The following is a 24,918-nucleotide window of genomic DNA, read 5'->3' as shown; positions in this document are numbered from 1 at the left end:
TCGGTAAAAATCAAATGGAATTTGCTTTTGCTCTCGACTTATCCGTATCTTTGACTACGTCTTAGATACTCACGCTCGGCAAAATCAAATAAAATTTGCTTTTGCTCTCGACTTATTCGTATCTTTGTCGGGCATATATGCATATTTTATGGTTAAGCCGTCAGATAAAATACTATGGCTCTCGATCATACAGGGGTGGGCCATACTTCTTGTGGTGATAGGACATGTCAACGCATTCACATATTCCGGAGTGGAGGGGGAGATGTATCCGATGTCAACCTGGATTAATAGATTCTGCTATTCGTTCCATATGCCTCTGTTCATGTTTGTGTCCGGCGGCTTGTTGTATTTCACGCGCCTGCGCAAAGGGTGGGGTACTATTGACTTGTATAAGGACAAACTGAAGCGTCTCCTCGTTCCATTCGTGGCTTTTACTGTGATAGGTTTTGTTGTGAAGATTCCGGTGGCCGGTATGACAAAGAGCGGTCTTGACCTGAGTGTCGGAGGCTTCTTCTCGGCGTTTTTCAATCCTGCCGACGGTCCTTTGAAGGAATTGTGGTTCGTCGGCACGCTCATGTGGCTTATGTTCATGTATCCCGTCTACAAAATCATGCTCCGTAGGCCGTGGAGCGAGTGGCTTCTGCTCGGGATGACACTCCTTCCATTTCTTTTCGACATGCATTTTAATGTGAAAGGATGGCTGAATCTGGCGGGAGTGACACAATACGCATTCTATTTCGTCGGAGGGATACTGTTTTTCAAATATGACCTGATAGATTTCTTTGCGAGGCATCTGTGGGCTACGATTGCGATAACCGCCCTATATCTTGTGTGTTTCATGGTTGGATCTATGCCTCCGTTGGTCACCGCATCGTTAGGCATCCTAATGACGTTTGGCTGGGGGAGCAGGCTTACTCGTTTTCCGCACTTGTTTTCTTCATTCCGCGACCATTCTTTTCAGATATTCCTTGTCGGCATATTCCCTCAAATGATGGTTGAACTTATGGTATGGCGACACGTGCATGCCGCGTGGATGCAATTGCCGTTCTATGTTGTGAGCTGCCTGCTGGCGCTTTTATGCGGGGTTGTGATGAGCCGTGCCGCTTCGAGGCTGAAGCCGGCTTGGCTGAGATGGGGATTCGGTTTGAAATAATCCTGTTTGGTACGGTTATTTACGGAGGGTGATGATATAGGCGCTGTCGTCGTCGCGGGTGTATGCCACGTTGAGTCCGGCTTCGCTCAGGCGTGACGACAGTTCCTCGGCAGAGTCGAGATAGCGGGCATGTCTTTTCTCTCCCACATCGTCGTGAAGAGAGTTTATCACTTCCTTGGAGCATGGGAATCCGATCACGAGGTGCCCGCCGGGCATAAGGTGGTCGTCGTATAAGTGTTTTACCGTTGACACCGGATCATCAAACGTGGGGAGCATACAGAATATGACCACGGCGTCGTAGGCTCCGAATATGGCATCGTGTTCTACGTCTCCGAGAATGAAGCGTGCTTTCCCGCTTGATGCATGGGCGGCTGCGGTCTGTTCGAGAAGTCCGCATGAGGAGTCGTATGCGTCTACCCATCCGGAGCCGGAAATCTCTCTTATGATATATGGCAGAAGTTGTCCCGTGCCGGTGGCCGCATCAAGCACGATGTTGTCGGGCTTTATGCCGAGCTGTTCGATGATGGGGCGTATGGCGTCCGGATTGTTCTCTATTATCTCGTCGCGAGTGCGGAGCAGGCGGCTACGTAGTTCTGAAGCATTCATGGGCACGGTGGATATTGTTGTTCAATATCCTAACCTCGTAATGCCTGTGTTTGTTCAGTCTTTGCACCCGTAGGCGAGGTCGCCGGCGTCGCCCAGTCCGGGCACGATGTAGCTGTGGGCGTTTATCTCTGGATCGACAGCTCCTACCCATAGTGTGGTGGAGTCGGAAGGGAAGTGCTCCTTAACGTAGTCGACAGCAGCCTGTGATGCTATTACGGAAGCGATATGGACATGCGCCGGAGTCCCTTTTGTGAGCAGCGCCCGGTAGCTGAGTTCCATCGATTTGCCGGTAGCAAGCATCGGGTCGACAAGGATGAGGGTCTTGCCGTCGAGACGCGGAGAGGCAAGGTATTCGATGAACACGTCGAAGTCCTCCTTCTCGCGGTATTTGCGGTAGGCCGAAACGAATGCGTTTTCCGCCGTGTCGAGCACGTCGAGGAATCCCTGGTGGAATGGAATGCCTGCGCGGAATATCGTTCCGAGCACTACCTGTGTGTCGATGACGTCGCATTTGCATTGGGCGAGCGGGGTATCGATGGTTTCCTTCCGGTAGCGGAACGTGCGGCTGATCTCGAATGCCATGATTTCGCCCATGCGCTGGAGGTTGCGGCGGAAGCGCAGCATGTCGCCCTGCACGGCCACATTGCGCAGCTCCATCATGTATTGGCTTATCACCGATGGATAGTCGGCGAAGTTTACGATTTTCATTGATATTCTGATATGGAACTGATTTAAACTTATTACAAAATATTAAACCCGGAACTGATGTAAACCTTGCCGTTAACCTTCAGGCCTGTTTCCGGCCGATTTCTTCTTTTTTCTCGGTCACGATGGAACCCCATCGCTCCCTTGAAAAGCTCAAAATCGCCTCGCAAACAGCCTCTGAATGTTAATTTGTAATAAGTTTAAATCAGTTCATGTTATGAAACACCCTCTTAGTCTTTCTTGGTGCTTTTGTCGAGGAGGGTATGGAATTCAGAACCAGGGGTCACGTGGATATAGTTGAAGCCGAGCTGTGAGGCGCTCTTGCAGTTGGCGAGGGAATCGTCGAAGAATATGGTTTCTTCGGGCTTGATGCCGAAGTCGTCGGCTACTTTGCGGAATATGGCATGGTCGGGTTTCATCACTTTGGACTCGAACGAGGTCACGACGCCGTCGAAGTAATCGTCGATGGTCAGCCCTTCATTGGTAAACTCCTCTTTTATCTTAGAGTTCCACATCACTTCGTTGGTGTTGCTCAGGAGGTATAGCCTGTAGTGCTTGCGCAGTTGCCGCAAGGCCTCAAGCCGTCTGACCGGGATGTCGAGAAGGAAGCGGTTGAATGCCGCGTCGATCTGTGCATCGGTCACTTCGGTGAGTATGTGGCGTCGTACTTCGGAGCGCCACTCGGCAGGGGTGACGAGTCCTTGCTCCAATGCTCCGAAAGCCCCTTTCTGTCCATAGTCGCCGAGGAAATCCTCGATGTCGTCCATCCCGAGTTCCTTGAAGGCTTCCACGCAGCGGTTACGGTCGATATTCATAATCACTCCGCCGAGATCGAAAAGCAGGTTGCGTATCATATCTGTATGTTGTCTGTCGTAATATGGTTATATTTCAGATTGTTGATTGTCGTTTAGGGCGAGAAGCCTGTCCATGATTTTCCGGTCGTTGCATAGGCGGGGCACTTTGCGCTGCCCTCCGAGTTTGCCGGTAAGTCCCAGCCAGCGGTCGAATACTCCCGGTGTCGCCGTGATTACCTCCGCCCGGTCAAGGAATATCCCACCGGCGCGTTTGGCCTGGTAGTCGGAGTTCTCGGTCTGGAGCGCCTTGTCGAGCACCTCTGCGAATTCTTCCATCGACTGTGGAGGGGTGGTGAATTCCACAAGCCATTGGTGCCTTCCGTGCGAGTGGTCGTCGGCATAGACCGGTGCGGCAGTATAGTTTGCTACCGCGCATCCCAGCCGCGAGCATGTCGCGGCGATGGCGGCCTCGGCGTTGTATACCATCAGCTCCTCGCCGAATGCGTTTATGAAGCTCTTGGTACGTCCGGCTATGGTGATTTCGAGAGGATAGCGGCGTTCGATGCGTACGGTGTCGCCGATGGCATATCTCCATAGGCCGTTGCAGGAGGTGATGGCGAGTGCATACGTCTCTCCTTCCTCGACGGTCCATGCTGTGGCAGCCTCTGGAAACGGCTCGCCGGTCTGGTCGAGCGGGATGAACTCGAAGAACACACCTATGTCGAGGAGCATCGACATGACATGGCGCAGCGGGTCGGTCTGTAGGGCGAAGAAGCCTTCCGAAGCGTTGTAGCTTTCCAGATAGTGCATTTTCTCGCGGTCTGTAAGGCGGTCATATTGTTCTCTGTATGGATTGAAAGATATGCCGCCATGGAAAAATACTTCAAGATTGGGCCACACCTGATGTATGGATTCGGCACCGCTCCGTCTGACGATCTCCTTTATCACGGTCAGGAACCACGACGGTACGCCGGAGATGTTGGTGACGTCGCATTTCATGGCGGTTTCAACCAGTCGCGGCAGTTTTTGACTCCAGTCGGCCATCAATGCGATGCGCTTTGATGGTATGCGCACCATGTTGGCGAGCGGGTTTATGTTGTCGATAAGGTTTGCCGAGAGGTCGCCGACCTTAACGCCGGGTGGCAGCTGCAATTCGTTGGCGAAGCTGCCCCCGAGTATGAACGCCTTCCCGGAAAATATACGGCTGTCGGGGTTGGATGCGAGGTAATGGGCCACAACATCAAATCCTCCCTGGTAATGGTTGTGGCGCAATCCTTCGGGTGTGACGGGGATATATTTGCTTTTGCCGTCGGATGTGCCTGACGATTGGGCGAAGTTTCGCACGACACCTGGCCAGAGTATGTCGCGTTCGCCGGCAATCATGCGCTCGACAAGCGGGCGCAACGACGTGTAGTCGCTCACCGGCACGCGTGCCGCGAAGTCGTCATATGAGCGTATGCTGCCGAAGTCATAGGTCTCGCCGATGTAGGTCGACCTTGCGCTTCCGATGAGCTGACGCAGTTCGCCTGTCTGCACATCCCTGGGCACCACAGAGTTGCGGCGCCACGCATCCACTCGACGGAGGAATATCGGTCGGAGAAGTCGTGTAATGTGCATCGGCGGGTCGTTTTGTTAACTTTACAACAAAGTTAATGGAAATTTGTTAAATCTATACGGTCGCACCGGTTGATTTGTAGGGCAAGCCTATAGCGTATCATGGTGGCGCGACCGGCCTTTTACCTGACAACTAAATACTGATATACCTATGATAGAGATGTTTAAAGCGCGCAGGCCTTGGTTTATTGGGATGCTTCTTGCGGTTGTGGCTCTTTGCGTGTCATCGTGCGATAGTGACGATGACGATTACTATGATTCCTCCAGTTCCCCGTTGTGCGGGGAATGGTATAGTCCGGAGACCGACACATATTTTGATTTTTACGGCGACGGAAGTGGAGAGTTCGAGCGTGCCGACGGTTACGACTACGATTTCACGTGGAGCGCCGGCAGCGGATGGCTCGGCGTGTACTTCTACGATGGAACGGTGTGGAACTTCAACTGGTCGTTCGCTCCCAACGGATGTCTACAGCTCTACAATACCGGTACGGGCTATACTACCGTATATTGGAAGCAATAAAACGACGGTATGCCGATTTTTCGGCATACCGTCGTAGTTTCATGTAGGGATAAGCTGTTTCTGTGAGTCAGGGCCGGTCAGACAAGTAGGACCGGTCTGGCTTGGTCTGGCTCGTCGGACGATTTTGTCGCAGCCGGATCGAGTAGTTATGGCGTATCAGTCGCGTGCGTCATCGTCGATAGAGAAATCCTCGTCGGGGAAATCGTCGAGGTCAAGGTCGGCCTGGCGTCCTTCTTCTTCGTTGTCGTCGCGGTCGAAGTCATCGTTGTCGGTATCCTTTTCATCGGCGTCTTTCTTCAGCGAGAGCTTAGCTTTCTTGGGAGCACCGCCTTCCGGATCGCCCTTTATGGCCTCGGTGATCTTTGCCTCAAGCTCTTCGAAAAGTTCGGGGTTGTCCGAGAGCAGCTGTTTGACGGCGTCACGTCCCTGGGCGAGTTTGTCGCCGTTGTAGCTGAACCATGAGCCGCTTTTCTTTATTATGTCGTACTCCACTCCAAGGTCGACTATCTCGCCCGTGCGTGATATGCCTTCGCCGAACATTATGTCGAACTCGGCGCGCTTGAATGGAGGAGCCACTTTGTTTTTTGCTATCTTCACCTTTGCATGTCGGCCTATTGGCTGTTCTTTCTTGTCCTTGAGTGTCGATGAGGGACGGATGTCGATACGCACTGATGCATAGAACTTCAATGCGTTGCCGCCGGTAGTCGTTTCTGCCGGGCCGAACCCCATTCCTCCGATGGCCGCACGTAGCTGGTTGATGAATATACAGCATGTGTTAGTGCGTGCGATAGCTCCTGTGAGTTTGCGCATTGCCTGCGACATCAGTCTTGCCTGGAGTCCTACGTTGCGGTCGCCCATGTCACCTTCAATTTCGGCTTTGGGTGTCAATGCTGCTACGGAATCGACCACGATTATGTCGATTGCCGACGAGCGGATGAGTTGCTCTACTATTTCAAGGGCCTGCTCGCCGGTGTCGGGCTGTGAGATGAGCAGGTTGTCGACATCCACTCCAAGCTTGGCCGCGTAGAAGCGGTCGAACGCATGCTCCGCGTCAATCAGTGCGGCTATGCCGCCTTTCTTCTGGGCTTCGGCGATGGCGTGGAGGGCGAGTGTGGTCTTTCCTGACGATTCGGGTCCGTAGATTTCGGTGATTCGTCCGCGCGGGAATCCTCCCACTCCGAGGGCGAAATTGAGGCTTATCGAGCCGGTCGGGATTACATCGACATCGGTGATGTTGTCATCGCCGAGTTTCATAATCGCTCCACGCCCGTAAGCTTTCTCTATGCGCTCCATGGCGGCTGTCAAGGCGCTCAGTTTTGCCTGTTTCGGGTCGGCGGAGGTGTCGCCTTTTTTCTTGGCGGCTGTTTTCTTGGTTTTGTCGGTTGGTGCCATTTTATGTAATGTTGATTGTTTTCGATTGATAATGCAAAGATAAGGAATGATGTGTGCAGAGTCGCGACACACTAAAGTTAAATAACCATAATACCATTTGCCGGGGGCGTATGCCATCAAAGCGGAATGCCATAATCGTGTTTTATTTCCGACATTACAAATGTCGATTCGATGGATCCTACAAGGTCGAAGGCGCCGAGTTTGTTGAGCACGAAGTCGCGGTATTCGGTCATTGAGGGAGCGTGTATCTTCAGCAGATAGTCAAAGGCACCGCTGACATTGTAGCATTCCGTGACCTCCGGGAGTGACTGCACGAGCCTCACGAAGTCGGAAGCTATGTCGCGGTTTATCTGCCTGAGCTTCACCTGGCAGAACACCACGAATCCTCGCCCGAGCTTGTCGGCATCAAGCACGGCAAGATATCGCCTTATGTAGCCTTCCGCTTCCATACGCTTGACACGCTCAAACACGGGTGTGGGGGAGCGGTGCACCTTTGCGGCAAGCTGCCGTGTGGAAAGGCGTGCGTCGTTCTGCAAGGCGCGTAGGATGTCGATATCGATATCGTCGAGCTGTTCCGGGCGATATGGTGTCATTTGTTCTGCCATGGCAGGTCAGTTTCTGTGTGATAGTAACGTTTGTTCCGGCGTGTTTTGCAAAAATAGTCAAATGTTCTAAAATACGCATAGTATTCTTCTGATTATTTCTTGTATTGCTAAATTTGCAGAAAACAAATACGATTATGGCAATTGATAATAAAAAACTGCATTTCGAGACTCTACAGTTGCATGTGGGCCAGGAAGAACCTGATCCGGCTACTGATGCGCGTGCAGTACCTATATACCAGACCACGAGCTATGTATTCCGCAACTCTCAGCACGCCGCCGACCGTTTCAGCCTGAAAGATTCCGGAAATATCTACGGTAGACTGACCAACTCCACCCAAGGTGTGCTTGAGGAGCGTATGGCAGCCCTTGAAGGCGGCTCGGCCGCACTGGCTGTGGCGAGCGGAGCGGCTGCCGTGACTTACACTATACTCGGACTTGCCGGCAAGGGCGATCATATCGTGTCGGCCAACACCATCTACGGCGGCTCGTACAATCTGCTGGATAACACGTTTCCGACCTATGGAATAACTACCACATTTGTTGACCCGTCCGATTCCGCCAATTTCGAAAAGGCTATACGACCCGAGACCAAAGCACTATATATCGAGACCCTCGGCAATCCGAACTGCAACTGCATAGATATTCGTGCCATCGCCGATGTGGCTCATAACCACGGCATACCGCTGGTCATCGACAACACTTTCGGCACGCCGTATCTTATCCGTCCCATCGAGCACGGAGCGGATATAGTGATACACAGCGCCACCAAATTTATCGGTGGCCACGGCTCCTCGCTCGGTGGAGTGATCGTTGATTCAGGCCGCTTCGATTGGGCCGCTTCGGGGAAATTTCCCCAGCTCTCGCAGCCTGACCCGAGTTATCATGGCGCCGTGTTCACCGAGGTAGCCGGACAGAATGCGTTCGTGGCACGCGTAAGGGCGGTGATTCTGCGCGACACCGGTGCGGCCATAAGCCCGTTCAACGCGTTTCTGCTTCTTCAGGGGCTCGAGACCCTTTCATTGCGCGTAGAGCGCCATGTGGAGAACGCTTTGAAGATTGTGAAGTATCTCGACGCGCATCCAAAGGTAAAGAAGGTGAACCATCCGTCGCTTCCGTCGCATCCGGACCATGAGTTGTATGGAAAGCTGTTCCCGCATGGCGCAGGCTCGATATTCACCTTCGAGATCGACGGAGATGTGGCCGAGGCGCACAGGTTTATAGACTCCCTTGAAATTTTCTCGCTTCTTGCCAATGTCGCCGACGTGAAGAGTCTGGTGATACATCCTGCCACCACCACCCACTCCCAACTCACCGAGGAGCAGATGGCCGAACAGTCGATATATCCCGGCACCGTGCGCCTCTCGATAGGTACCGAACATGTCGACGATCTTATCGCCGATATCGAACAAGCTCTTGCAAAAGTGTGAGACCGCAGGCGCGTGATTGATGCCCGTACGCTTACTCTTTAAGCTACGTATGAATAAGTTTTTCCAATTACATCGTTATATACTGATTTACCAATGGGGATATGACACTTGACTTTGTTGAATAATCTGCGAAAGCGCCGGACCTTCACAGGCCCGGCGCTTTCCAGTTATCGAAACGATTATTAAAAGTGGAGATTTGGGATATAATCAAAATCATTGGAAAAATCATGTGCGTGAATGTAGGCCGCACAAGTGATTGATTTTTCATTCAACGGGCAAATTTATGTCAAATTAATCTATCCGCCAAATTCCACGCCATAAAAACTGTGAAAACTACGTAAATATGCCAGTAAAATCGCTTGGCTCACTATGGATTGTGGAATGCTGTGTCAGGGGACGCCTGCCCTTGTCTACCCGTTGTTTGCCTTTCATGGCCGGCGGTCGGCGTGGACTGGTGCCAGTGATAGGGCGAGCGAGGAGAGGGCTTCACGGATGATGCATCGAGGGGAGCCGAGATTGAGACGCATGAATCCCGTGCCTTCCGTGCCGAACATGGCTCCATCGTTGAGGGCAAGGTGCGCCTTGTTGATAAACAGGTCTTGCAGGGAATCGTGGTCGAGTCCGAGTCCTCGGCAGTCGAGCCATGCCAGGAAAGACGCCGCCGGACGTATCATCCTCAACCCCGGCATTGTGTCGGAAATAATGGCCGCTGTCTCGTCGATTGAACCCTCGATGTAGGCAAGGCACTCGTCGAGCCAGTCCTCGCCGTAGCGGTAGGCCGCCTCGGTGGCGATGGTGGCGATGAATGTGGGCGAATCGAACTCGTTGGCGGCGAGCCATGCGTAGAACGGCTCACGCAGTTTCTTGTTTTTCACCACCACCCAGGAGCTGACCAGGCCGGCGATGTTGAATGTCTTTGATGGCGCGCCGAGAGTGACGGCCACACGTGCGGCCTCTTCGCTGACCGATGCGAACGGGTAGTGGGGCTTGCCGTATAGGACGAGGTCGCCATGGATTTCGTCGCTGACCACAGTCACTCCGTAGCGGCAGGCAAGTTCGCCCACGCGTCGCAGAGTGTCCTCGTCCCACTGTATGCCTATGGGATTGTGAGGATTGCAGAGTATCATCATCGTCGGATGCTCTTCGGCGAAGATGTGTTCGAGTCCGTCGATGTCCATTTCATAAGAGTCTCCGCGACAGATGAGCGGATTGTTGGCCACTACACGGCCGTTCCCTTCGATTACCATCTTGAACGGGTGGTAGACGGGCGGCTGTATCACGATTTTGTCTCCCGGACGCGAGAAGAAGTTGACGGCATAGGCTATCCCTTTCACCACGCCGGGGATATAGGTAAGTTCCTCGCGCGACACCTGCCATCCATGGCGGTGCCACAGCCAGTCGGTGATTGATTGCCAATAGGTCGGACTCACCGCTCCATAGCCGTAAATAGGATGGCGCATGCGTTCGACAAGTACTTCCTGTATGCGTGGTGACACGGCGAAGTCCATGTCGGCCACCCAGAGTCCCTTGAGGTCTTGGCGACCGAAAAATTCACTTAATGCGTCAACCTTGAGCGCTCCCGAACCATGGCGGTCTATTACTTTGTCAAAATCGTATTTTCCCATTGGTGATTGCTTTCTAAGAGGGTGTAGGCCATATTTTGCGCAAATATAGCACTTTTTTGTGCCAACTTTTGTGTAAATACGCTAAATTTGTAAACTACAATACCCACAGGCTTTCCGCCATATCCGATTACTATGACTTCAACCAGTCCCATGTCAACGAAAACACCGCACCAGCTCACTCCCGAAGAGGAGGATCGCATGGTCGAAGCCGAATTCCAGGACGTGCTCAACGGCTACCTGTCGAGCAACCACCGGAAGAAAGTAGAGATAATAGAGCGCGCCTTCCGTTTTGCCAAGGAAGCCCACAAGGGTATACGGCGTCGCTCGGGGGAGCCGTATATCCTTCATCCAATAGCAGTGGCCAAGATTGCCAGCCAGGAGATCGGACTTGGCTCCACGTCGATATGCGCGGCCCTGCTTCACGACGTGGTGGAGGACACCGAATATACTGTGGAGGATATCGAGCAGCATTTCGGCAAGAAGATAGCGCAGCTCGTGGCGGGTCTGACCAAGATTTCAGGAGGCATATTCGGCGATAAGGCATCGGCTCAGGCCGAGAATTTCCGCAAGTTGCTCCTCACCATGAGCGAGGACATACGCGTAGTGCTGATAAAGATGGCCGACCGTCTGCACAACATGCGCACTCTCGGGTCCATGTCGCCCAACAAGCAGTATAAGATAGCCGGCGAGACATTATATATATACGCTCCCCTGGCTCACCGCCTCGGCCTGTTCGCCATAAAGACGGAACTTGAGGATCTGAGCTTCAAATACGAGCATCCGGCCGCATATGAGCGCATCAGCCGGCAGATAAGTGCCTCGGAGGCACGCCGTTCGGCCGTCTACAACGACTTCTCGGAGCCTATCAAGGAAAAGCTTGTGGGAATGGGGCTGAAATACGAGGCCAAGGCACGCCTTAAGTCGGTCTACTCCATATGGCGCAAGATGGAGACGAAGCATGTGCCTTTCGAGGAGGTCTACGACCTCTATGCCATGCGCATCATATTCGACTGCGACGACCCGACAAAGGAAAAGTCGATATGCTGGCAGATATACTCGGCCATTACAGACATCTACCGGCTGCATCCCGAGCGCACCCGCGACTGGATCAGCAATCCGAAGGCCAACGGATACCAGGCCCTACATCTCACGGTGATGGGTCCAGACGGCAACTGGATCGAGGTGCAGATACGCTCGCGACGCATGGATGAGATCGCCGAGCTTGGATTCGCCGCCCATTGGAAATACAAGATCGGCGAGGGCGATGAGGAGAGCGAGCTTAACGCCTGGCTTTCTACCATCAAGGACATCCTCGATAATCCTGAGCCTAATGCCATCGACTTCCTGGATACGCTGAAACTTAACTTGTTCGCTTCGGAAATCGTGGTGTTCACGCCCAAGGGCGAACTGCTTACGCTCCCCAACAATTCTACAGTGCTCGACGTGGCATTCGAGCTTCACAGCGAGATAGGCATGCATTGCATAGCCGGAAAGGTCAACCACAAACTGGTGCCGCTCAGCCATCGTCTGCATTCCGGCGATCAGGTGGAGGTTCTGACGTCGCAGTCGCAGACACCCAAACCCGATTGGGTCAATTATCTTGCCACCGCCAAGGCCAAATCGCGCCTGCGCCAGTTGATGCGCAAGGAGATGGCGCCGGTGATTGAAAAAGGACGTGAGATATATGAAAAATACCTTTCGGACAACGGCATAACGGACAATAACGACGTGATAACAAAGGTGCTTGGCACTCTTCGCTACGATAATCGCGAGGCGCTTTTCACTGCACTTGGGCGTGGTGAGACGGTTTTGCCCGAACATCTTGTGAAGATTCTCCGGCCGGCATCATCATCGATTCTGTCAAAGATACTGCGTCCGCTTAAGGGCAAGAAGTCGCAGCTCCAGATTGCCGGGACGGCTCCCGTAAAACCTGAAATCAATATCAAGGAGACGTATGTGCTCCAATGCGATGAGAAAAACGGCAATAACTTCAAGCTTTGCGATTGCTGCAGCCCCGTGCCCGGCGACGACGTGATGGGATGGGTCAACGACGATGGCGAGGTCGAGCTGCACGCTCTTTCATGCCCTCGTGCGTCGGTGCTGAAGGCGAGCTATGGCAAACGTATCCTCAACACCCGTTGGGCCGAGCAGCAGGGGCTTTTCCTTGCCGAGGTGCGCATAGAGGGGATTGACCGTTTCGGCATCCTTCAGGAAATCATACAGATGATATCGATGCACCTTGCCATCGATATACGCAAGCTCGACATCGAGGCCGAGAAGGAGGTGTTCCACTGCGATCTGTCGGTGCGCGTGCATGACACCAAAGTGATCACCGATCTGTGTGCCAAGTTGAAGAACATCCGCGGGGTGCAGCGTGCCGCACGTGTAAATCATCTCGAATAACTCCCTAATTCATTGATCGATGGGTCGTATATTCAACTCATACAATCTGCTCCGTGCCGCGCTCTTTGTCGCGGCGGTCATCATAGTCGTGTGGCTGCTTCCGAGGAAGGGCCGTCATTCCTACCATTACGAGATGGGGAAGCCCTGGGCTTACAGCCTGCTTACTGCGCCCGCTGACATGCCGGTATATCTCGACAGTGTGAGCGCACAGAGGGTGCTCGACAGCATCGACGCCTCTTTCGTGCCTGTGTATGTGCGCGACATCTCCCGCGAGAAGCAGGCCCAGGCCGCATATGCCACACGTGTCAACGCCACAGACCTGAGTTTGTCGCCGCTCGAACGCAACAAGCTGATCAACGCGTTGCGCAAGGTGCTCGACAACGGCATAGTCGACCAGGAGACCTACCAGCAGATACGCTCCGGGAGGCTGCCGCAGATACGTTTCATCCACGACAACACGGCCATGTCGATGCCGACCTCCACGCTCTTGTCGGCGCGTGCCGCCTATGCGGCTATCGACAGCCTCTTTGAGGGTGACGAGTATCGCGCTGCCATAGAGCGCACCGCCATGTCGCAGTTTCTGGTGAGCAATATCATATGCGACACAGCCGCCACCAATCGTCTGCGCGGCGAGGCCCTGCAGAGAGCCATGGCTCCGCGCGGGGTGATACAACAAGGGGAACGCATCATCGACAAGGGCGACGTGGTGACCCCCGAGCTTTACTCGCTGCTGCGCACGTATGAGAAAATCGCAAGCCAGAAATCGCCGTCGCAGGTGGATTCGCACTACTATCCCGTGCTGGGGCAGATACTGTACGTCATAATTATCTTCACTGCACTTTACTGCTTCCTGCTCTATTTCCGGCGGCGCACATTCTCCGACAACAGGGCCATAGTGTTTATCATGACGCTTGTCACCGGCTTCCTCCTCATGGCCTATCTCATGGGCGACAGCCTGACGTGCGGTCTCTATATGGTGCCGTTCACCATAGTGCCCATACTCATGGTGGTGTTCTTCGACGGGCGCACGGCATTTTTCGTGTATATCACCGAGATAATGCTCTGCACGCTTGTAAGCGCCTTCCCCCTTGAGTTCATTTACGTGCAGTGGATAGCCGGTATCACGGCCATATGCTCGCTCAAGGAGCTTAACAAACGCTCGCAGCTCGTGCGTTGCGCACTCTTCATCTTCCTGGCCTACTGTCTGGCCTATGTGGGAGTGGAGGTGATGCAGGCAGGCACTATCGATAAGATCAACACGCGCATGTTCGGAGCGTTCGGCATCAACGCCGTGCTCATCTCGTTTGCCTACGTGCTCGTGTTCGTGCTTGAGAAGGTGTTCGGGTTCACCTCTACGGTAACTCTCGTGGAGCTGTCCGACGTCAACAGTCCGCTGCTGCGCGAGCTTTCCCAGGAGTGTCCGGGCACGTTCCAGCATTCTATGCAGGTGAGCAACCTCGCCTCCGAGGCGGCCCACCGCGTGGGTGCCAACGTGCAGCTTGTGCGTACGGGCGCTCTCTACCACGACATCGGCAAGATCGACAATCCGGCGTTCTTTACCGAAAACCAGCATGGCGTGAATCCACACGACGCCCTCAACCCCATGCAGAGCGCACGCATAGTGATAGGCCACGTGACCGACGGCCTCCGTCGTGCCGAGAAGTCGAAACTGCCTCAGGTGGTGCGCGATTTCATCAGCCAGCACCATGGCAAGGGGAAGGCAAAGTACTTCTATAACACGTATGTCAACGCCCACCCCGGCGAGGAGGTCGATGAGGCGCCCTTCACCTATCCCGGGCCTAACCCCCAGTCGCGCGAGACATCGATACTGATGATGGCCGATGCCGTCGAGGCGGCATCACGGTCGCTGAAAGACCACTCCGAAGAGTCGATAACGGCGCTTGTCAACCGCATCATCGACGGCCAAATCGCCGACGGGCTCCACAACGAGTCGCCGCTGTCATTCCGCGACGTGAATATCATCAAGCAGGCCTTCATCGAGCGCCTGCGCACCATGTACCATGCCCGCGTCAGCTATCCCGAACTGAAAAAATAGCTCCGGTGTGATGAAGATGTAATGGGCTTTCAGCCATGCATCGTTTGCCATCCATACAATATCAAGGCGGCAAGCGATGTTTTTGTGATGTAAAATTGGTGTATAAAATCATGGATTGTTATTTGTGATTAATAAAAATGATTAACTTTGCAGCCATAATGTGATATTTTCTACAGGGAGCAATCAAAACCGCTTTTCCGACCGAGGAGGAGATGCCCGTGGGCGCATCCTTTTTCAGTATCGGAAGTCTTTGTTGAAAAAGGGAACGTGATGTGTGTGCTATGTTGTTCCGTGTATTCAAAACTATTGCGTGAATTTTATAAACTAATCAGTTATATATGAAAAAGATTTACTCATTTCTTGCATCGGTATTGGCTTTGGCCTCTGCCTCAACAGCCGATGCCGCATCGGTGACATTCATTGTCGATAACCCTGCTGCAGTAAATATCGTGTCCAGCACTTATGTATGGGACGATGAGACATCGACTGGAGGGTATGTGGAGACTCCTCTCGTAGATCCTGTTCAGGATGTCAATGTAGTAACTGTCGGCGCTGACGAATACGTTTATGCCTATGTAAAGGCTAAGGAAGGCTACGCTATTGCTTCCGTGAAGAAAGATGACGTAGAGCAAACCTACTCCATAAACGATTCGTGGAGCACGTCGATAAGTTCCTATTCCGATGGATATGTGTATGTGATCTCTACGATGAATCTTGATGAGGTGCGTACGTCGTCAGTCGAGATTACAATTGACGATCCCTCAAAAGTTCGAGTTTCTCGTAAGGGCGGTTTAGGAGGAGATCTCACATTGACCTCTGGCTCTCAGACTGTCAAGTTTGATCCGGCAACCGAAAACCAGATTAAGATAGTTGCTAACTCTCCTGCATATCCTATCAATTTTGTAAAGCTCAATGGGGAAAAAGTCGAGAAGGTGTATGGTCAATATCAGGTAGACGTAAAAGATGGTGACAAAATAGAGATTGCTGCTAATTTCCCTGATGAAGATTATCTTGTGAAAATCGTAGTTCCTGAAGGCTTGGAAGGCGCGTTCTTGGGATTCGTTAATTACAATGATCAGTCCAATCTTGAGGGTAATTTCTTTGAAGGTGTACAGGTGCATGCCGGAACTTCTTTGAGGATGAATCTTAATACCACGGATTATAATGTGGAGGATATCCTCGTAAACGGGATTTCGACTCAGAAAACCTATTGGGATGGTGTCATCGATCAGCCTTATACCTTTGAGATCAAGGGTTATGCCTTTGAAAACTTTGTATTTGAGGTTAATGTAGATGATCCGGCACGCGTAAATGTCTATAATGGTGGTAAGTGGGGTGGCACTCTTATGGAACTTGTTGCCGGTGTAAATGAAGTAACCCTGAAAGAGAGTAAGTATGGCACTTCATTTTATGTCGAGCCTACCGAAGGCAATATCATAAAGAGTGTGCGCATTGTAAATGGTGATAATGAATCTACCCAGCTGGGTGGTAATTTCACTATAAAGAAGGGAGACAAGATGTATATCACGTCTGCGGTGAAAGAACCTGATACAAAATTGTTTATATGGGTCGATCCTGCTGCTGTGAATTCAATTAAGAACCTGGTTTTCAAAGAGACGTATGGCAGCAAGGTCTTTGGCGAGATGACCGTGGAGAGCGGGATCAACGTGTTCAACTATTGCTACAGTGACCTCTCCATGCAGATGGATATAAATGTCAAACATCCTGATCCTATTCCTGACGGTTACATGCCATGGTCTCCTTTCATATCGTTCAACGATAAGGATGCCGAAGAACTGTCATATATTATCATGAGGAACTATGATTATGAAGGACAGCCTGCCATGACCGATGGCGATATCCTGCGTATCTTCTACGAGCAGCCGGAGAAGGCCACTGTGGCCGTTACGCTGTCGGAGGCTGTAGATGAATCGAAGATCGCCGTGGAGGTGGACACACGTGCCGTGGCCGACTGGTCGAGCATGTCGCTCTTCAAGGGATCTACGGTGAAGATTATTCCCGCTACCGCCGATGATGGAAAGACCATCAAGTGTAACGTCGACGGCAAGCCGGTAAGCGCCGATGCCGACGGCAACTTCTCGTTCACAGTCACAGGCGACCACAACGTGGCCCTTGATATGAGCACAACCGGCGTCGACGGCATAGCCTCCGACGTTGAAGGCGCTGCAAAGGTTGTATACAACCTCCAGGGCATACGCATGCCGGATGCCGAAAATCTCCCCGCCGGCATATATATCATCAACGGCAAGAAAGTAGCCGTCAAGTAACAGGCTGCCTTTACGCCTGCATTTCCTGACAAACAAGTATTTCCGGAGGACATACGCACGTTGCGGCATGTCCCCCGGGAATTCTTGGCTTAAAGGAAATCCATGAAAGAGATGTGATTTAACCATGATATAAGTTCTTGCAATTCAATGAAGAAATCTTTACTTGTCATGCTCGCCTTCGCCATAGGGGGAGGTTGCCTCTATGCCGGAGAGCTTGACCTTCTAAGCCGCTCGGAACTGAGGCGTCTGCGTGCGGAGCGCATGCCGGCCCGTGGTCCCGTGCGTTCGCCATCGCCTTTGGCTGGCAAGGGTGTTGCAAATGATGCAGTAAGTTCCAAAATCGGAGCATTCGTAAGGCTCGTGGATGGATATTCGGTAGCCGACCTTGAGGCTGACGGCATCGAGGTGCTCACATGCCGTGGCGATATCGCCCTGTGCATGGTGCCGGTTGATTCCGCCGAGATGCTTGCCTCCCGGCCGTCGGTGCGTAGTATGCAGATTGCCCGCAGGCTGCACACGCATATGGATCGCTCCCGTGCTGCCATTGGCCTTGATGGAGTGCATTCCGGCGACTCGGGGCTTGAGCAGCCATACACCGGAAAGGGTGTAATCGCCGCCGTGGTCGACCAGGGTATCGACCCCAACCATGTAAGCTTTCTGAATCCCGACGGTACAACCCGTATGGGCTACCTCTATACTATCGACTATGCCAACAATCCTTCCGGATTTGCTGATGACGGTTTCTGGGGGGAGGAGGTGAAGAATTTCACCACCGACACTCCTTACGGCTACCATGGCACACACACGCTTGGCATACTCGGTGGCAACTACCAGGGTGATGTCACTATGCCCGACGCGTCGGCGTTTGTCGACCGCGACCATCCCGTGGCTATCGTTGACGTTCCGAATCCGTTTCGCGGAGCGGCACCAGGCGCCACGCTTGCAGCATCGGCATGCGCCGACCTCAACGATATGTTCATAGCCTATGGCGTCGACCAGATGTGTTCATACTCTTTCGACCAGAAGAAACCGATGGTGTTGAGCATGTCGCTCGGATCCAATGTCGGGCCTCACGATGAAAGTTCCAACATGAACCGTTTCCTCGACCTTATAGCCACCAAGGGCGAGGACAATCCCAATCCTCCTATCCTTTGTCTTTCGGCAGGAAACGAGGGTGACCGCCGCATATGCCTGCGCAAGACCCTGAATACCGCCGACGATGTGTTCCAGACTATGATATGGCCGTCGGTCTATCAATATGATCCGGAAGTAGAAGGTTCGGTCACAGCACGCCAGGACCGTATCGCCATATATTCTTCCGACACTACCAGGCTGGAGGTACAGGCGCTTCTGTTCAACAAGACACGCAACTACCGTGTGGCCTCACGCATGCCTGTGATCGGCGACGGGGTTGGGGCATATTATCTTTCCAATGATTCTCTGCGGCTTACCACTAATGACAAGGTCGACAATACTCTTGCCAAGTATTTTTATGGGTCGGTAGGTCTTGGCGGCATGATGGATACCGAGGTGAACCGCTACTATGCCATGATTGATTACGGCATCCAGAATCTTGATAACAATCGGGATGACAATTATATCCTCGGCTTTCAGGTAAAGATCGCCCCCGGGCAGAAGATTCCGGAAGGTGGTGTTCATGTCGAATGTTACTGTTCGGGCGAGACCTCGGAGATGTACGACTACGGCCGGGACGGTTTCGAGAACGGTTCGCGAAACGGATCCGTGTCGGACATGGCCATTGGCAAAAAGTTGATCGTAGTCGGTTCGTATAATACGCGCAACGAATGGTTCTGTCTTGACGGCTATGCTTCGCGCTACGAGTCCGACAACGATTATTTCACCCTCGGACGCGTGAGCGGCTTCTCCTCGTTCGGAACGCTTCGTGACGGGCGCGACCTGCCCACGGTGTGCGCTCCGGGCATGACCGTCGTCTCGTCGGTCAACCGCTATTTTACCGAAATCAAGGGTGTCGACACTCAGGCTGCCCGGCTGTATCAGGCCAAGGCCGTAGGTGACGACGGTCGCATAAGCTACTGGAAGCAGGAGATCGGCACCTCGATGTCTACGCCGCTTGTGGCAGGTGCCATCGCTTGCTGGCTTGAGGCCGACCCATCGCTTACATATGCCGATGTGCAGGATATCATAAAGAGCACGGCTGTGGTAGATGACGACGTGCGTGCGGGCGACCCTGTGCAATGGGGTGCCGGCAAGTTCGATGCCCTCGCCGGCATAAAGGAGGTGATCCGTCGCAAGGGTTCGTCGTCAATCTCCGGCATATCGCCTGACGATGCGGCGGGAAATCTTATAGTGACGCAGGCAGGCGCGAATGCCTATACATTCTTCATCGGGGGTGCTCCATCCTTGCTTGCGGAAGTCTACACTTTTGGAGGCGCCAAGGTGCTCAGCCGCACTGTATCCGGCGATGAGGTGACGATTAGCCTCGACGGCATGCAGTCAGGAATTTATATAGTGAATGTCAACGGACATGCACGTAAGATGATTGTGAAATAAATTAAAAAATAAAGATTATGCGCATATTACGCAACATGGCCCTCACCTGCTCCTTGGCGTTGTCGATGCCTTTCGGGACATTTGCCCAGGACGCCTCCGAATTGGGAGAACCGGCCATTACGATAAAGACCAATGCCTACGCCACCCTTGGTGAGGCCAACAGCTTCTCGATCCTGATAGGTGTCAACGGGGAGAACGAGTTCTACGATGTAGACATGGGTTTCGGAATCGAGGAGTTCGAGGCCACATTCTCCAATCTCGACTCCGAAGGCAACTGGAGCGGGTCGCTCCTGCATGCCCGAGTGTCGGAAAAAGGTGAGATAAAGATTTACGGAGACGCCACCAAGATTGATGTAATCCAGGCTTCAGGATGTTACATAACTGAGATTGATCTCAGCAAGTGTGTCAATCTCAACATACTCTACCTTGAGCACAACGAGCTTAAAGGACTTGACCTTACACCAAACACCAACCTCCAGGCCATATACCTTTCGGATAACCCCGGCTCGCAGGAGACCCCCATCATAATCGGTGCTCCCAAGCCCGACCTGCAGATTCTGGAGGTCGATATAATCGATTGGCTTGATCCCGGTTTCACACCTGATTATCCGAAGCTCAAAGTCCTCGACTGCTACGCAACCAAGAAGCTCGACAAACTCGACCTCTCGGGCTGTCCGGGCCTTTTGAGTCTCGCCGTAGAGCTTACTGCTGTAGAGCATCTCGACCTTACCCCCGTGCCCGACATGTTGCATCTCAACATCGCGGAGAGTCGTATCCGGGAGATAGACCTGTCGAAAGTGCCCAAGCTGTCAGAATTTTTCTGTGACCATTCGTCGGGAACGGTCAATACCGACGTGAAGATCACCTCGCTCGATCTCTCACACAATCCTGAGCTTACGTATCTTGCCGCCGCTGACAACAAGCTTACGTCGCTCGACTTGTCAAAGAATCCGAAGGTCAAGACTCTATATATCCGTTATAATGATCTCCCGAGCCTTGACATATCCGGCAACAATGCCATAGGAAGTCTTGACATCACAGGCAACAGGTTCACGTACTCGACGCTCCCTGCCGACCGTACGACATTTAATGAATACTTCTATTCACAGAAGCCTTATGTAGTGAGCCGTTCTCTGGCTGCGGAGGCTCCTATCGATTTTACATCAATGCTTCGTGAGGGGAGCAACACTTATGTGCGCGTGATGAGCATTCCTCTCGGTGCCGAACCGGGAGAGGTCGATGTGGATTCCTATACATGGGCCGATGGTAAGCTTACGTTCCATAAGACATTTGCCGATTCTGTATATGTGGAGTTTGCCAACTCCGAACTCAGCGACTACACTCTTACCAGCACCCCTTTCATGGTCAAGGCCACCGACCAGATTGGCCTCCCTTCCCGCATAGTCTCCATGATGGTGTTGAAAAATTCCGCTGTCAGCTTCAAGGTAGGGGTCTACGGTGCTACGACTGAGTCACCGCGAAAGCTTATGGTCGATTTCGGCGACGGAGAACTGAAGGAGATCATCGTTGATTCGCCTGAGGCCTCGACAGTCGTGTCGGGTACTTCTGCCGGTTATAATATGTATATCTACCTCCCGGAGGGTGAAGTGCTTTCGGCTCTTGACCTCGACGGTCAGAGGTTGCTGTCGCTCGACGTGAAGGGAGCTACGGAGCTTCAGTCGCTTTCTGCTTCCGGCTGCGGTTTGAGCAGTGTGAATCTTGCCAACAACCGTTGCCTGCGTTCGCTCAATCTATCAGGCAATTCCCTTTCGACCTTGGATCTTACCGGAGTTGGAGGAGACTATGAGAAAAACTTCCTGTCGCGCATCGAGGCTGCGGACAACAAGATTACCACGTTCAAGCTCATCAACACGATAGGATGCGAGTATCTCGACCTCTCAAACAACCTTATCGCTGAATATGACCTCAAGAACTACGACAATATTCGTCATCTCGATCTTTCCGGCAACAAACTTGAGGCCGTCAATATGGCCTATCTTGCCAATGCCGAATATCTAGATTTCAGCGGCAATGCCATAACCGAGCTGAGCGGCGTTACAGAAATGCCCTTTCTCGCACACTTCGACCTGTCGGGAAACAAGCTTACATTGGCTACCCTTCCTTACTTCGAGAATGCTCCGGCCGAATATGTCTACGCCCCGCAGTCTAAGATTCTGATTGCTTCTAAAGCCCCGTCGGTGGCGCTTGCCGACCAAAATATAGTAAAAGGCGGTAATACCACATCGTTCAGATGGGTGAAGAGCGACGGTTCGGTACTGACCGAGGGCACCGACTATACAATGAAGGACGGTTTCACACGCTTCCTTACCATCGACGGAGTGCCTGTGCATTGTGAAATTGCCAATGACGCATTCCCCGCATTCGCCGGAGAGAATGTGCTCTCCACCACCGATGTCACTCCCATGGGAGCTCCCACCACAGTCATTGCGTCATTCACCGTGACAAGCGTGGCCGAGGGAGCGACGATAGGATTCCGCACGAAGGATGTCAGCAACGTGTATGTGGACTGGACAGGTGAAGGGATTGACTTCAAGGATTATCCCACCACCACAGGCAATGCTCCTTTCATAGCCAGCACTGACATACATGCCGTAGTGGGAAAGAAAGCTCTGTTATACACCTACGATACACCTTCCGACATCACTGTCCTTTCGGTCGACGGAATCGGGATGTCTGATTTCGACGGCTCGTCACTTACAAATCTCACCATGCTGGGCCTGTATGGTACCGGTCTTGCTCCCGAGAGTGTCAAGTTCCCTGAAAAGACATCGATGAAGGAACTGAGTATTGACGAATCTGGATTCACTTCGCTCGACCTTTCCGAGTTCCCCGCCCTGCAATCGCTTGTGTTTACCGGAAGCATGGTCGAGGAGATGGATCTTTCAAAAGCTCCTAAGCTGCAGACTGCGGTTCTCGGTCGCAATAAACTCACATCAGTCAAACTCGACAATCCTGAGTTATGGGGTCTTGATCTCACCTCAAACAATCTGTCCTCGATCGATGTCTCAGCCACTCCGCGTCTTGAACAGTTACTCCTCATCAGCAACAACTTCTCCGAAATTGACCTTTCACCGCTTAAGTCGGTGCTGAAGGCGCTCGTGTTGGTAGGCAACAGGTTTACATTCGCTTCGCTTCCTCGCAAGGCCGACTTCCCATCCATGGGCGAGGCGTTCTACTATGGTAACCAGGCTCCCGTAGAGGCTTCTCTTGTCGGCGACAAGATCGATCTTTCCTCGCAGGCACGTGTCGGTGACACGGAGACTGTCTATACATGGTATCTCGGGGAGATTTCCGTAGATCCCGATACCAATGAGATTGTCGGCGAGAAGCTCGTGGCCGAGGGCGATGAGAGCGGCGATGAGCCGGAATATTCCATCAAGGACGGTGTCACTACATTCTTTGTCAACTATACCGATCCGGTAATCTGCGTGATGACCAATACCGTATATCCCAACCTTGTGCTTTATACAGACTACATCGACATATCCTCGGTTAGTGGCATTGACGATATATTCTCCGACGGATCTCTTGACCCCGATGCTCCCGTCAGCGTCTACTCCCTCCAGGGCATCCTCCTTCGCGAGAATGTGCGCCGTGCCGACGCCACTGTAGGCCTCACCCCCGGTATCTACCTCGTTGGAGGCCGTAAGGTCGCCGTGAAATAATCCTGACACTTTTCTCTTCATTATAAAGTCTCCGGTATGGCACATGCTGCCGTCCGGAGACTTCTTATGTTTTGAGGTAGGTGCAACAAAATCCCACATATGTGCGTTTTCCCTTATGAGTCCGTCGGATAATGGATTCATAATGAATCGACAAATAAACAATATGGAAACTGCAAACGACATAATCATAATATGGCTCGTGATCGGACTTGTCCTTATGGCTGTATCGCTCTATCTCATAGTGAGACCCTATTTCCCCGCCTCTGCCACAGCCTATGCCGGGCTGTGGATGATGAAATGGAGCCATGTCATCCATCCCGCTGACTGGCTGATGACATCATGGGGCATAGCCGTGGCAATGGTGCTTGTTATCGACATGCTCCAGCCGCGCAATCTCGCGCGGTGCACCAACGGCATGACCTATATAGGCATCGGCGCGATTGTGGGGATGATGGTCGGAATGACCGGACTTTCCTACCTGTGGATGGTGGTAGGTGCTGCCGTCGGTGTGATTGCCGGAGGCTACGTCTACGCGCGCACTCCCGCCGGTAAGCCAATCGGATTTCCGTCGGCGCGTTTTTTTCAGTATCTTTGTGCCAAGGGATTCCCCGCAGTGGTTACCGCTACCGTCATTGGTATAGCCTTCATGCTATGGATTATCGAGCAGCATCCGGTGGCCACCATACAGTACATGTAACAACCCATTGATTCGAAAGCATGAGACGTTTACTTCATATAGCCGCCGCTGTCATGGCCATAGGCATATCTTTCTCCGCAGTTGCCGAGAAGGTCAAGCCTGTCAAGCCCGACATGGAGCAGATAAAGAGGGATGTCAACGACCCGAAGTCGAAGTACTACTACCCGAAACTGATGAGCCAGTTTCAGAAGCGCGACACTACCATGTCGCTCGACCAGTACCGGCATCTATATCTCGGTTACATCTTTCAGGAGGACTACAACCCTTACCGCCGCAGCCGCTACAGCCAGAAGGCCGAGGAGCTTTACATGCGCGACAAGCACACGCCTGCGGAGGCCGACACCATCATACATTACGCCGAGCTGTCGCTGAAGGACGACCCCTTCGACCTGCGCCAGATGTCATTCCTGATCTACGCATACCAGGAGAAGAAGAAGTACAACCTTGCCAAGATATGGCAGTACAAGCTCAACCATGTGCTGGAGGCGATCATATCTACCGGCACAGGTCTCGACGAGGAAAATGCCTGGATAGTGATCAACCCCATGCATGAGTACAACCTCATAAACTTCCAGAATCATGTGGTAGATGCGCAGGAGGACCGCCCTCCCTACTACGACTACATAACCATAAAGGATGCCGACAAGAAAGGGCCTAAAGGGTTCTATTTCGACGTCCGCTATCTCCTTCAGGAGTACAACAGGAAGTTTCCCGACCAATGACCGTGCGTCATCGTCAGCTTCCCGACGCGCCGGGTGTTTGCCGTATGGAAGTAATTTTGTAAATTCGCATATTTCGGAGATGGCATTCTTCTC

16 protein-coding genes and 1 pseudogene are annotated in these 24,918 nt (G+C 52.6%); 10 read left to right on the top strand and 7 right to left on the bottom strand.

All coding sequences use genetic code 11. The annotated features are described in order from the left end of the window. Nucleotides 1-148: 148 nt before the first annotated feature. Nucleotides 149-1,153 carry an acyltransferase gene (locus QZ303_RS05280; protein ID WP_295730133.1) on the top strand — a complete coding sequence of 335 codons (1,005 nt, stop codon included), beginning with the start codon at nt 149-151 and terminating at the stop codon, nt 1,151-1,153. A gap of 15 nt (nt 1,154-1,168) precedes the next feature. Here the strand turns inward: QZ303_RS05280 and QZ303_RS05275 are convergent, their stop codons facing one another. The 4 genes from QZ303_RS05275 to QZ303_RS05260 all read right to left on the bottom strand — a co-directional run bounded on the left by QZ303_RS05275 (nt 1,169) and on the right by QZ303_RS05260 (nt 4,875). After that, nucleotides 1,169-1,759, bottom strand: a complete 591-nt coding sequence (locus QZ303_RS05275; RefSeq protein WP_295730131.1) for a methyltransferase domain-containing protein — start codon at nt 1,757-1,759, stop codon at nt 1,169-1,171. 54 nt (nt 1,760-1,813) lie between these two features. Then, nucleotides 1,814-2,467: a uracil phosphoribosyltransferase gene (gene upp / locus QZ303_RS05270; protein ID WP_295730128.1), complete on the bottom strand. Its 654-nt coding sequence runs from the start codon at nt 2,465-2,467 to the stop codon at nt 1,814-1,816. A gap of 227 nt (nt 2,468-2,694) precedes the next feature. Further along, on the bottom strand, nt 2,695-3,318 hold the full coding sequence (locus QZ303_RS05265) for an HAD family phosphatase (RefSeq protein WP_295730125.1): 624 nt from the start codon (nt 3,316-3,318) through the stop codon (nt 2,695-2,697). Between the two features lie 27 nt (nt 3,319-3,345). Beyond that, on the bottom strand, nt 3,346-4,875 hold the full coding sequence (locus QZ303_RS05260) for a GH3 auxin-responsive promoter family protein (protein WP_295730122.1): 1,530 nt from the start codon (nt 4,873-4,875) through the stop codon (nt 3,346-3,348). Nucleotides 4,876-5,023: 148 nt separating this feature from the next. Between QZ303_RS05260 and QZ303_RS05255 the strand changes: the two genes are divergently transcribed. Beyond that, nucleotides 5,024-5,392 (top strand): hypothetical protein, encoded by a 369-nt coding sequence (locus QZ303_RS05255; protein WP_295730119.1) that lies wholly within the window; start codon nt 5,024-5,026, stop codon nt 5,390-5,392. A gap of 342 nt (nt 5,393-5,734) precedes the next feature. Here the strand turns inward: QZ303_RS05255 and recA are convergent. Both recA and QZ303_RS05245 read right to left on the bottom strand, forming a co-directional pair. Continuing rightward, nucleotides 5,735-6,784: pseudogene (gene recA / locus QZ303_RS05250) on the bottom strand (recombinase RecA); the annotation flags it as partial. A gap of 116 nt (nt 6,785-6,900) precedes the next feature. Then, nucleotides 6,901-7,377, bottom strand: coding sequence for an Lrp/AsnC family transcriptional regulator (locus tag QZ303_RS05245; RefSeq protein WP_295730205.1), 477 nt, complete (start codon nt 7,375-7,377; stop codon nt 6,901-6,903). A 152-nt stretch (nt 7,378-7,529) separates the two neighbouring features. Here QZ303_RS05245 and QZ303_RS05240 point away from each other — a divergent pair, with 152 nt between their 5' ends. Continuing rightward, on the top strand, nt 7,530-8,816 hold the full coding sequence (locus QZ303_RS05240) for an O-acetylhomoserine aminocarboxypropyltransferase/cysteine synthase family protein (RefSeq protein ID WP_295730202.1): 1,287 nt from the start codon (nt 7,530-7,532) through the stop codon (nt 8,814-8,816). A gap of 428 nt (nt 8,817-9,244) precedes the next feature. Here the strand turns inward: QZ303_RS05240 and QZ303_RS05235 are convergent, their stop codons facing one another. Continuing rightward, a complete protein-coding gene (locus tag QZ303_RS05235; protein WP_295730117.1) occupies nt 9,245-10,441 on the bottom strand; it encodes a MalY/PatB family protein in 1,197 nt (398 codons plus the stop codon). Nucleotides 10,442-10,591: 150 nt separating this feature from the next. Between QZ303_RS05235 and QZ303_RS05230 the strand changes: the two genes are divergently transcribed. The 7 genes from QZ303_RS05230 (at nt 10,592) to QZ303_RS05200 (ending at nt 24,825) form a co-directional block, all read left to right on the top strand. Continuing rightward, a complete protein-coding gene (locus QZ303_RS05230) occupies nt 10,592-12,844 on the top strand; it encodes a RelA/SpoT family protein (RefSeq protein ID WP_295730113.1) in 2,253 nt (750 codons plus the stop codon). 19 nt (nt 12,845-12,863) lie between these two features. Further along, entirely contained in the window at nt 12,864-14,900 is a 2,037-nt protein-coding gene (locus QZ303_RS05225) for an HDIG domain-containing metalloprotein (RefSeq protein WP_295730111.1), read from the top strand. A gap of 338 nt (nt 14,901-15,238) precedes the next feature. Next, entirely contained in the window at nt 15,239-17,188 is a 1,950-nt protein-coding gene (locus QZ303_RS05220; protein WP_295730108.1) for a hypothetical protein, read from the top strand. A 147-nt stretch (nt 17,189-17,335) separates the two neighbouring features. Further along, complete coding sequence (locus tag QZ303_RS05215; RefSeq protein ID WP_295730106.1) at nt 17,336-19,720, top strand: S8 family serine peptidase; 2,385 nt, start codon at nt 17,336-17,338, stop codon at nt 19,718-19,720. Nucleotides 19,721-19,737: 17 nt separating this feature from the next. Then, nucleotides 19,738-23,406 (top strand): hypothetical protein, encoded by a 3,669-nt coding sequence (locus QZ303_RS05210; RefSeq protein WP_295730104.1) that lies wholly within the window; start codon nt 19,738-19,740, stop codon nt 23,404-23,406. A 163-nt stretch (nt 23,407-23,569) separates the two neighbouring features. After that, on the top strand, nt 23,570-24,103 hold the full coding sequence (locus tag QZ303_RS05205; protein ID WP_295730101.1) for a hypothetical protein: 534 nt from the start codon (nt 23,570-23,572) through the stop codon (nt 24,101-24,103). Nucleotides 24,104-24,123: 20 nt separating this feature from the next. Beyond that, the gene (locus tag QZ303_RS05200) at nt 24,124-24,825 is read left to right on the top strand and encodes a DUF4919 domain-containing protein (protein WP_295730098.1); all 702 of its coding nucleotides are present in this window, start codon (nt 24,124-24,126) and stop codon (nt 24,823-24,825) included. Nucleotides 24,826-24,918: the final 93 nt, after the last annotated feature.

The sequence above is a fragment of the uncultured Muribaculum sp. genome, from assembly GCF_910583865.1.
In the GTDB taxonomy this organism is placed as follows: Bacteria; Bacteroidota; Bacteroidia; order Bacteroidales; family Muribaculaceae; genus Muribaculum.
Note: the sequence above shows the minus strand (reverse complement) of the source record. Positions and strands in the feature narration are given on the sequence as shown.

Coding starts and splice junctions, on each gene's coding strand:
- QZ303_RS05280 (WP_295730133.1), top strand. CDS start 149: ATGGTTAAGCCGTCAGATAAAATACTATGGCTCTCGATCATACAGGGG.
- QZ303_RS05275 (WP_295730131.1), bottom strand. CDS start 1,759: ATGAATGCTTCAGAACTACGTAGCCGCCTGCTCCGCACTCGCGACGAG.
- upp (WP_295730128.1), bottom strand. CDS start 2,467: ATGAAAATCGTAAACTTCGCCGACTATCCATCGGTGATAAGCCAATAC.
- QZ303_RS05265 (WP_295730125.1), bottom strand. CDS start 3,318: ATGATACGCAACCTGCTTTTCGATCTCGGCGGAGTGATTATGAATATC.
- QZ303_RS05260 (WP_295730122.1), bottom strand. CDS start 4,875: ATGCACATTACACGACTTCTCCGACCGATATTCCTCCGTCGAGTGGAT.
- QZ303_RS05255 (WP_295730119.1), top strand. CDS start 5,024: ATGATAGAGATGTTTAAAGCGCGCAGGCCTTGGTTTATTGGGATGCTT.
- QZ303_RS05245 (WP_295730205.1), bottom strand. CDS start 7,377: ATGACACCATATCGCCCGGAACAGCTCGACGATATCGATATCGACATC.
- QZ303_RS05235 (WP_295730117.1), bottom strand. CDS start 10,441: ATGGGAAAATACGATTTTGACAAAGTAATAGACCGCCATGGTTCGGGA.
- QZ303_RS05230 (WP_295730113.1), top strand. CDS start 10,592: ATGTCAACGAAAACACCGCACCAGCTCACTCCCGAAGAGGAGGATCGC.
- QZ303_RS05225 (WP_295730111.1), top strand. CDS start 12,864: ATGGGTCGTATATTCAACTCATACAATCTGCTCCGTGCCGCGCTCTTT.
- QZ303_RS05220 (WP_295730108.1), top strand. CDS start 15,239: ATGAAAAAGATTTACTCATTTCTTGCATCGGTATTGGCTTTGGCCTCT.
- QZ303_RS05215 (WP_295730106.1), top strand. CDS start 17,336: ATGAAGAAATCTTTACTTGTCATGCTCGCCTTCGCCATAGGGGGAGGT.
- QZ303_RS05210 (WP_295730104.1), top strand. CDS start 19,738: ATGCGCATATTACGCAACATGGCCCTCACCTGCTCCTTGGCGTTGTCG.
- QZ303_RS05205 (WP_295730101.1), top strand. CDS start 23,570: ATGGAAACTGCAAACGACATAATCATAATATGGCTCGTGATCGGACTT.
- QZ303_RS05200 (WP_295730098.1), top strand. CDS start 24,124: ATGAGACGTTTACTTCATATAGCCGCCGCTGTCATGGCCATAGGCATA.